11 protein-coding genes and 2 tRNA genes are annotated in these 8741 nt (G+C 43.4%); 12 read left to right on the top strand and 1 reads right to left on the bottom strand.

What is annotated here, in order from left to right:
• A partial coding sequence (locus tag WS34_RS15730; RefSeq protein WP_286693789.1) for a TlpA family protein disulfide reductase occupies positions 1–918 on the top strand: 918 nt, incomplete at its 5' end.
• A gap of 102 nt (positions 919–1020) precedes the next feature.
• On the opposite strand, the gene rsmI is transcribed toward WS34_RS15730, so the two are convergent.
• Positions 1021–1743: a 16S rRNA (cytidine(1402)-2'-O)-methyltransferase gene (rsmI, locus tag WS34_RS13365; protein WP_013612465.1), complete on the bottom strand. Its 723-nt coding sequence runs from the start codon at positions 1741–1743 to the stop codon at positions 1021–1023.
• 270 nt (positions 1744–2013) lie between these two features.
• Between rsmI and WS34_RS13360 the strand changes: the two genes are divergently transcribed.
• From WS34_RS13360 to WS34_RS13310, 11 genes are all read left to right on the top strand, one after another.
• Positions 2014–2085: transfer RNA gene (locus WS34_RS13360), tRNA-Glu, on the top strand.
• A gap of 12 nt (positions 2086–2097) precedes the next feature.
• Positions 2098–2169 (top strand) — tRNA-Glu (locus WS34_RS13355).
• A gap of 31 nt (positions 2170–2200) precedes the next feature.
• Positions 2201–2452, top strand: a complete 252-nt coding sequence (rpsT, locus tag WS34_RS13350; protein ID WP_013612464.1) for a 30S ribosomal protein S20 — start codon at positions 2201–2203, stop codon at positions 2450–2452.
• 105 nt (positions 2453–2557) lie between these two features.
• Positions 2558–3274: a RadC family protein gene (radC, locus tag WS34_RS13345; RefSeq protein ID WP_022161210.1), complete on the top strand. Its 717-nt coding sequence runs from the start codon at positions 2558–2560 to the stop codon at positions 3272–3274.
• A 191-nt stretch (positions 3275–3465) separates the two neighbouring features.
• Positions 3466–4041 (top strand): nucleotide exchange factor GrpE, encoded by a 576-nt coding sequence (gene grpE / locus WS34_RS13340; RefSeq protein WP_013612462.1) that lies wholly within the window; start codon positions 3466–3468, stop codon positions 4039–4041.
• Positions 4042–4138: 97 nt separating this feature from the next.
• Entirely contained in the window at positions 4139–5287 is a 1149-nt protein-coding gene (gene dnaJ / locus WS34_RS13335) for a molecular chaperone DnaJ (RefSeq protein WP_013612461.1), read from the top strand.
• A 22-nt stretch (positions 5288–5309) separates the two neighbouring features.
• Positions 5310–6266: a hydrogen peroxide-inducible genes activator gene (locus WS34_RS13330; protein ID WP_022161209.1), complete on the top strand. Its 957-nt coding sequence runs from the start codon at positions 5310–5312 to the stop codon at positions 6264–6266.
• Positions 6267–6291: 25 nt separating this feature from the next.
• Positions 6292–6873 carry a D-sedoheptulose 7-phosphate isomerase gene (lpcA, locus tag WS34_RS13325; RefSeq protein ID WP_022161208.1) on the top strand — a complete coding sequence of 194 codons (582 nt, stop codon included), beginning with the start codon at positions 6292–6294 and terminating at the stop codon, positions 6871–6873.
• Positions 6874–6891: 18 nt separating this feature from the next.
• Entirely contained in the window at positions 6892–7569 is a 678-nt protein-coding gene (locus tag WS34_RS13320; RefSeq protein WP_013612458.1) for an inorganic pyrophosphatase, read from the top strand.
• A 256-nt stretch (positions 7570–7825) separates the two neighbouring features.
• Positions 7826–8389, top strand: coding sequence for an RNA polymerase sigma factor (locus WS34_RS13315; protein ID WP_046405387.1), 564 nt, complete (start codon positions 7826–7828; stop codon positions 8387–8389).
• A gap of 72 nt (positions 8390–8461) precedes the next feature.
• A partial coding sequence (locus WS34_RS13310) for a hypothetical protein (RefSeq protein ID WP_046405385.1) occupies positions 8462–8741 on the top strand: 280 nt, incomplete at its 3' end.

Genomic DNA, 8741 nt, shown 5'->3' with positions numbered 1-8741 from the left:
GCTGGCTATTTGAGAGATAGAGGGGATTTGGAAAAGGCTGCTGAACTTTATAAAATGGCTGTGGAAAATGTGGAAAGTGTGCAAAAAGAGGGTGGAGAAAGGAGCCGTTTTGCCATGATTGGTTATCCGTCTTATTTGTCTGCTTATGCGGATATTTGCTACCAATTGGGGCGTAAAGCCGAAGCCTTGGAAGCTTTGGAAAAATTACCGGCAGACCGGCGAACTCCTGTTTATGCAGCAGCTTTAGCCGAGGCCGGACGCCCGATGGAAGCATTTTTGTGTTTATGGGAGATGGTCAGAAAAGGGAATTTCGATGCCCGATTATTGGAAAAACTCAAAAGTTTATACGTGACGATGAACGGGTCTGGTCAAGGATTCGACAGTTATATCGAAGGATTACGGAAAGCCCGGGCAGATCAGAAAAGACGGGAAGTGGCGGAAAGTATAATTTCTGAACCCGCACCGGATTTCACTTTGACGGATACAGAAGGGAATGTGGTGAAAATGAGTGAACTGCGTGGGAAAGTGGTCGTTTTGGATTTTTGGGCCACCTGGTGCGGACCCTGCAAGCGCTCGTTCCCGGCCATGCAAAAAGCCGTGGATAAATACAAAAACGATCCGGAGGTGGTATTCTTGTTTATTCATACTTGGGAACGAGAGGAGAATGCTACTGAATCGGCTGTCAAATTTCTGAAAGAGAACAACTATTCTTTCCGGTTGCTGATGGATTTGAAAGACCCGGAAACGAAGGCTAACACTGTAGTGAAAAGTTATGGAGTAAACGGTATCCCCGCCAAATTTGTGATCGATCCGCAGGGGAATATCCGCTTTAAAGTAACGGGAGCTGCCGGCAGTGATGAGGAAATCGTAGCCGAATTGAGCCAGATGATCGAGATGGCCCGGAAAACATCCGATTAGGAGAGAAATATTCAGGAAATAGATAATACTATTGATGACGTGTATTATTTTGCTTCATTCAGCTTGATAGTACACGTCATTTATTTACCTGAACCTTTCTTGTTACTCTTCCTCTTCGATTTCGATGTGTAATCCTTCCTCTTCTGCCAGGTTATAGTCTTTACCGGCGACGATTAGCACAATCTCTCCTTTCACGCCGTTTTGTTTATACCAGCCGGCCAGTTCTTCGAGAGTCCCTCTTTTGAATTCTTCGAACATTTTACTGATTTCCCGGGCCACACAAGCATGACGGGTCGGGCCGAATACCTCTGCCATTTGTTCCAGGGCTTTTACCAGACGGAACGGGGATTCATAAAAAATCATAGTTCTGTTTTCCTCTGCTAAGGCACTCAACTTCTTTTGCCGGCCTTTTTTCTGGGGCAGAAATCCTTCAAAACAGAAACGGTCGCAAGGAAATCCTGAATTGACCAGGGCCGGAACGAAAGCAGTCGCTCCCGGCAAGCATTCCGTGGCTATTCCCCGTTCTACGCAGGTACGGGTGAGCAGGAAGCCTGGGTCGGAAATTCCCGGAGTACCGGCATCACTGATCAGGGCTATATTCTCTCCTCTTTCCAGTCTTTCCGCTATCCGGTCTACTTGCTGGTGTTCGTTGAATTTATGATGAGAAAGCAGGGGAGTGGTGATCTCATAATGCTTCAATAGCTTGGCACTGGTACGCGTGTCTTCTGCTAAAACCAGGTCCACTTCTTTCAATAAACGAAGTGCACGTAATGTGATATCTTCCATATTCCCTACGGGAGTAGGAATTAAATATAATTTACCCATGACTGGTTATACTTATTGGTTTCCAATTTATATTGCATACAAAGGTAATGATTCGCTTGGGAAATGGAATATAATTGAGATTCCAGTTTGAATTTTAGTCGGGCTTTACATCGGTAAGTACAAACTGTTTTTTTATTTTACATTTTCTTGTCCTATTTTGCTAAATAATAGGAGGTTAGATAAAATGTTGAGGATTTTGAGAAAAAAAAAGATATTTTTTTTGCTAGGAAATAAATTTGCCGTATATTTGCATCCGCTAAGCAAAACTATGGTCTGTTCGTCTAGGGGTTAGGACGCAAGATTTTCATTCTTGTAACACGGGTTCGATTCCCGTACAGACTACGAAAGACATAAGGTCTGTTCGTCTAGGGGTTAGGACGCAAGATTTTCATTCTTGTAACACGGGTTCGATTCCCGTACAGACTACTTGAAAAGTTGAATTTTTATATTTGTAGAGATGGCAAATCATAAATCATCAGAAAAAAGAATCAGACAGACTGCAACTAAAAGAGAACATAATCGGTATTATGCTAAAACGACCCGTAATGCGGTGAAAAAATTACGTATGGTAACTGATCGTGCTGTAGCAGTTGAATTACTGCCGAAAGTAGTTGCTATGCTGGATAAATTGGCAAAGAAAAATATTATCCATGATAATAAAGCTGCCAATTTGAAATCTAAATTGGCTTTGCACGTCAATAAACTGTAATTCGTTTATTCTCTAAACCGATATACAGGAGATGAGTAAAACTCATCTCCTTTCTTTGTTATCTCCCATATTTTTCGTAAATTGTTTATCTAAAACTTTTGCGTTATGGGTGATCAGTATCTACCGATGAATTCCTGGGCTGCTGATGAACTGCCTAGGGAAAAATTGCTTACAAAGGGTGTTGCTGCGCTTTCGATCAGTGAGTTGTTCGCTATTTTGCTTCGTTCCGGTGTCGGAGGAGAGACAGCTTTGGAGTTGGCCCGGCGAATCCTCGCTGATAATAACAACGACTTGAACCAATTGGCCAGACGCTCGGTCAGGGAGTTGATAAATAAGTATAAAGGGGTAGGCATGGCTAAGGCCACCGCTATTGTTGCAGCGATAGAGATCGGACGGCGTCGGCGGCCTGAGACCAAAAGAATGAAATCGGTGATCCGCTTTAGCAGGGAAGCTTATCGGTATATCCGCTCTTTTATCGAAGACTTGGATCATGAAGAATTTTGGGTCATCTATCTGACACATTCCAACCAGGTGAAAGGATGTGAATGCTTATCGTCGGGAGGAATGGACGGAACGGTGATCGATGTCAGATTACTTTTCCGGGGGGCTTTAGACATGAAAGCCACTTATATCGTTATTGCCCATAATCATCCGGGAGGCTCTTTGGTCCCTAGCACATACGACGAGTTGATTACCCGAAAAATCTATGAGGGAGGACAACTGCTCGATATCAAGCTCTATGACCACATTATCGTCGGAGAAAATGCCTATTACAGTTTTGCCGATGAAGGCAAATTGAACTTTTCCAGGAAAAAACAATAAACAGACCGGTTTGGGTGCCACATTGTCAGCAAAAACTGCCGCATTAACAGAATGACAACCACGCCTGTCAGCGGTTTGGTATTGGCAAAGTTTTTGCTTAGTTTTGCTTTAGCAATTTTTATAGTATCCGGGGATACTCTATTTGCGTAATACTTGTTGATAAGATAGTGTAAATAATTAAAATAAACGCCATGTCTAAAGATGTAAAGGATACTGAAGCACAGGAAGAATTGAAAGATAAAGTAAACGCCGGGGATGTAAAAGAAGAGAAAGAAACCAAAGAAAAACACGCCAAAGCGAAAAAAGAAGATAAAGACCAGAAAATAGAAGAACTGGGACAAAAATTGTCTGAAATAAATGATAAATACCTGCGTTTGTCGGCTGAATTCGATAACTATCGTAAACGTACCCTTAAAGAAAGAATGGAATTGACGAAGAACGCAGGAGAACAAATTCTGGAAAAAATCCTGCCTGTTATGGACAATTTCGAAAGAGCTCTGAAAAGTATGGAAACGGCCGAAGATGTGCCGGCTTTACGCGAAGGAGTTGAATTGATCTATGCCAACTTCAGGGATTTCTTATCTCAGCAGGGAGTGAAAGAAATGGAATGCCTGCATACCGATTTCGATCCTGAATTGCAGGAAGCGGTAACGAAGATTCCGGCTCCTGCCGAAGAGTTGAAAGGAAAAGTCGTCGATTGCATTCAGAAAGGATATACCTTACATGATAAAGTAATCCGTTTTCCTAAAGTAGTTGTCGGTGAATAATAAATCCACGATTGGAACAGAAGGTGTGTCTGGAAATTCGGATTTTGGATTACAGCGGTAACCCCAAATCCGGAACCTATAATCAAATATAAAAGTAATGGCTGAAAAAAGAGATTATTACGAAGTGTTGGGGGTGGCTAAAAATGCTGAAGCGGCCGAGATAAAAAAAGCTTATCGGAAGCTCGCTTTACAATATCATCCTGACAGAAACCCGGGAGATAAAGAAGCAGAGGAAAAATTTAAAGAAGCGGCAGAGGCTTATGATGTATTGAGTAATGAAGAAAAGCGCCGTCGCTATGATCAGTTCGGACATGCCGGAATGGGGGCAGGAGCCGGAGGTTTCGGCGGGGCAGGAATGAGTATGGACGACATCTTCGCACATTTCGGAGATATTTTCGGTAGTTTTGGTGGCTTCGGTGGTTTTGGAGGCGGAGGACGTTCAGCCAGACGGGTGAATCGGGGAACCAACCTGAGAGTGAAAGTGAAGATGACCCTGGAGGAAGTGGCTACAGGCGTAGAAAAGAAAATCAAAGTAAAGAAATATGTTGCTGATACCCACTGCCACGGTACCGGAGCAAAAGACGGTAACTCTTTTTCCACCTGTTCCACTTGTCATGGTACCGGACAGATCACCCGGGTACAGAATACCATCCTGGGTGCTATGCAAACGACATCTACTTGTCCCACTTGTGAAGGAGAAGGCAAGATAATCAATGAGAAATGTTCCCATTGTAACGGAGAAGGTGTTCAGCTTTCCGAAGAAGTGATCACCTTGAATATCCCGGCCGGAGTGGCTGATGGCATGCAGTTGTCTTTGAGTGGAAAAGGAAATGCTGCCCGTCGGGGAGGAGTAAACGGTGATCTCATCATATTGATCGAAGAAATCGAACATCCCGAGTTGGTGCGCGATGGAAACGATCTGTTATATAATACCTTCATCGGTTTCCCCGAAGCTGTATTGGGCGATTCCGTCGAAATCCCGACACTCGAGGGGAAAGTAAAAGTGAAGATAGAACCCGGTACACAACCCGGAAAAATCCTGCGCTTGAAAGGGAAAGGAATTCCCGACATCAATGGGTATGGTAAAGGAGATTTGTTGGTCAAAGTGAATGTCTGGATTCCCAAAAATCTTTCTAAAGAGGATAAAAAAACTATGGAGGATTTGAAAGAACGTAGCTTCTTGAAACCGTCCAATGTCGAAAATAAAAAAGGATTTTTCCGCAAGGTAAAAGACTTTTTCGAATAAAAATCTCAAATACACGACCTGAATGATCACACTGACCCAGCTGGAATATATCGTTGCTATCGATGAATATCGTCATTTTGCTACAGCTGCAGAAAAATGTTTCGTAACCCAGCCCACTTTAAGCATGCAGATAAAAAAGCTTGAAGATGAGCTGGGAGTCATCATTTTCGACCGTTCGAGACAACCTGTCGTACCGACCGATCTCGGGGCAAAATTAATCGAACAGGCACGTATGACCTTATCCGCTACGCAACGGATAAAAGAGATCATTCAGGAAGAACAGCAAGAGGTCGAGGGAACACTGAAAATCGGAATCATACCGACACTGGCTCCTTACCTGTTACCGGTTTTCATCGGGCCCTATATCCGCAAATATCCGGCAGTAAAAGTCGAGGTCGAAGAATTGGTTTCCGAAGAGATCATTCGCCGGCTGAAACGTGATATGCTCGATGTCGGCTTATTCGTTACCCCTTACCACGACGAAAAAATTGTCGAGCGTCCCGTATTCTACGAAGAGATGTTGGTATATGCACATCCTGATAGCGAATTGCTGAAGAAAAAAGAAGTCGGGCATGAAGATATCGTTACCTCTGACATTTGGATGCTGGGAAATGGCCATTGTTTCCGTAATCAGGTCGTCAACCTTTGTGAAATGTCTGCGAGCCAGCATAAGAATCTGCCTTTCGAGTTCGAAAGTAATTCCCTCGAAACGCTGATGCGGATTGTAGATGTGGAAGGAGGCTTCACTTTGATTCCTGAACTGGCCTTGCAATATATGTCGCCCGAAAAAAAGAAACAGGTCAGGTCTATCGCTAATACGAAGCCTCTGCGCGAAGTAAGTGTCATTTATTCCCGGCATTTCACCAAACAACGTTTGATAACTTTGCTTTGTGATGAGATTAAATCCGTAGTTCCTGCGCATATGTTGAAGCGGGATAGGGGAATGATCGTCGAGTGGAAAGCAGAAAAAAATGAATAGTATTAAATAGAGGGGAAAGGAAATTATGGATCTGATCAAAAATAGTTTTTTAGAAGCACAGCAGGTGCTGGAAGCTTTTATTTCCGATGAGAAAAATCTCGGACAAGTAAAAAATGCCGGAGATCTGCTGGTAGATATGTTCCGGCAAGGGGGAAAAGTGTTTAGTTGTGGCAATGGAGGGTCCTTGTGTGATGCCATGCATTTTGCCGAAGAACTCACGGGACGTTTCCGTCATGAGCGGGCTGCCCTGCCGGCCATTGCAATTGCCGATCCTTCCCATTTCACCTGTGTATCGAACGATATGAGTTTCGACTCGGTTTTCTCGAAATACCTCGAGGCTTTGGGTAATCGGGGAGATGTGCTCTTAGCGATCAGTACTTCCGGTAACTCTTCCAATATACTACAGGCCATCGACACTGCTCATGTCAAAGGAATGAAGGTGATCGGACTGACAGGAAAGACAGGAGGAAAAATGAAAGAAAAATGTGATATAACTATCGTAGTACCCTGGAATAAGTATAGCGATCGTATTCAGGAAATACACATCAAAATCATTCATATTTTGATAGAATATATCGAACAAGCATTATTTAACACCAATAAATAAATTTAACACAAAAGTAATATGGGTAATAAGATTAACGACCCGATAGCTCGTCTGATGGGATTGAGATATAAATCACATCCTTGGCATGGTTTGGAAGTAGGTGACGATGCTCCGGAAGTGGTTACTGCATTTATAGAAATGGTACCTACAGATACAGTAAAGTATGAATTGGACAAAGTCAGCGGATACATCAAGATCGACCGTCCTCAGAAGTATTCGAATGTGGTACCGGCTCTCTATGGCTTTATCCCGCAAAGTTATTGCGGTGGTTTGGTCGCCGAATATGCGATGCAGCAAACGCAGCGGACAGATATTCAGGGCGACTGTGACCCCTTGGATATTTGTGTACTGACAGAAAGAACTATCTCGCACGGAGATATCATTGCCCGGGTACGTCCGATCGGTGGCTTCCGGATGCTCGACGGTAATGAGGCAGACGATAAAATCATTGCTGTGTTGAAACACGACGCTACGTACAACGTATATAATGATATTTCCGAATTACCGCACATTGTCGTTGACCGTTTGAAACACTATTTCCTCACCTATAAAGATATGCCGGGTGAAGAAGGCCAGCGTAAGGTCGAGATTACTCATGTTTATGGCAGGGAAGAAGCTTATGAAGTGATTCGCCGGTCTCTGGAAGACTATAAAAACCATTTCGAAGGTTTGGAGGATATTTTGAGCCGGGTGTGATTTACGGTTTAAACGGATAAAACAGGGAAAACGGAGAAAGCGATTGTTGCCGATACTATCCATAAAATAGTGAAAATGAAAACTACAGGAAAAATCTTGTAGTTTTTTTTTGCTATCGAATGGTTTTACTTTTCCTCCTGCTCTTGTCTTTAGCTATGGGTGTGTCGAATGAAACAAGATTATCGATTATTTCCGGATAACGCATTTTCGATTCTTTGAAATAATTATTTAGTTTTGTAGGGAAATATGCTCTGCAATGGAACGGGTGGAATTTTTAGAAGGAGTTAACCGTAAGGAAGATAAGGCCTGGGATGAGCTTTATCAATATTTCTATGCCCCTTTATGTTGTTATTCCGCCAGGATTACCCGGAACGAGAATGCCGCAGAAGACATTGTACAAGGATGTCTGGTCCGCCTCTGGCATTCTTCCGTCTGTTTCCGGGAGATCAAAGTTATTACCTCCTATCTTTACCGTTCTGTTTACAACGCTTCACTCAATTTTGTACGATCTCAGCAAAGAGCCCGGAGACTTCACGAAGAATGGATGGATAGGGTCCTCGAAGATGAGGAAGAAGGAATGGCAATGGCTTTAGAAGAAGAAGCCATTACCCGCTTTTATACTGTCGTTTCCGGTTTACCTGAGCAACAAAGGGAGATCCTTTTACTTTGTATGAAAGGCGAAAAGGTAAAAGAGATCGCTGCAAAGCTCGGTATCTCGGAAAATACCGTAAAGACCCAGAAAAAAAGGGCCTACCATTTTCTGCGTGAGCAACTGAGCGAATTGTGGGCCATTGTTTTGCCTCTGCTTTTCGGTTATTAACACATTTTTTTTCATTTTTTGTCACCCGTTTCCCGTGTCGTGGTGTCTGTTAGTGATTTTAAACCAGAAAACATGAAATGGGAAGAAATAACAGACCGTTCGAAAGTTGCCGTAGAAGAGGCGTTGTCCGGTTTATTGGGTGAGGAAAAAGCAAGTGGAACCCGACAGGACCCACTGGTCGGAAATTTACAGGATGCCGATTATTTGATGACCAAACTACAGGCCCGGGAGCGCTATCGGAGCTATGACGCTTTCCGGCAGATGAAAAGCCGGGAAACCAGAAAAAAACACTTACGGTATCTGGTCCGGATAAGTGTTGCAGCCTGTTTGGTGATAGCTTGCGGGTTATTGT

This window comes from Odoribacter sp. N15.MGS-14, from assembly GCF_000980245.1.
In the GTDB taxonomy this organism is placed as follows: Bacteria; Bacteroidota; Bacteroidia; order Bacteroidales; family Marinifilaceae; genus Odoribacter; species Odoribacter splanchnicus.
Note: the sequence above shows the minus strand (reverse complement) of the source record. Positions and strands in the feature narration are given on the sequence as shown.

Coding starts and splice junctions, on each gene's coding strand:
- rsmI (WP_013612465.1), bottom strand. CDS start 1,743: ATGGGTAAATTATATTTAATTCCTACTCCCGTAGGGAATATGGAAGAT.
- rpsT (WP_013612464.1), top strand. CDS start 2,201: ATGGCAAATCATAAATCATCAGAAAAAAGAATCAGACAGACTGCAACT.
- radC (WP_022161210.1), top strand. CDS start 2,558: ATGGGTGATCAGTATCTACCGATGAATTCCTGGGCTGCTGATGAACTG.
- grpE (WP_013612462.1), top strand. CDS start 3,466: ATGTCTAAAGATGTAAAGGATACTGAAGCACAGGAAGAATTGAAAGAT.
- dnaJ (WP_013612461.1), top strand. CDS start 4,139: ATGGCTGAAAAAAGAGATTATTACGAAGTGTTGGGGGTGGCTAAAAAT.
- WS34_RS13330 (WP_022161209.1), top strand. CDS start 5,310: ATGATCACACTGACCCAGCTGGAATATATCGTTGCTATCGATGAATAT.
- lpcA (WP_022161208.1), top strand. CDS start 6,292: ATGGATCTGATCAAAAATAGTTTTTTAGAAGCACAGCAGGTGCTGGAA.
- WS34_RS13320 (WP_013612458.1), top strand. CDS start 6,892: ATGGGTAATAAGATTAACGACCCGATAGCTCGTCTGATGGGATTGAGA.
- WS34_RS13315 (WP_046405387.1), top strand. CDS start 7,826: ATGGAACGGGTGGAATTTTTAGAAGGAGTTAACCGTAAGGAAGATAAG.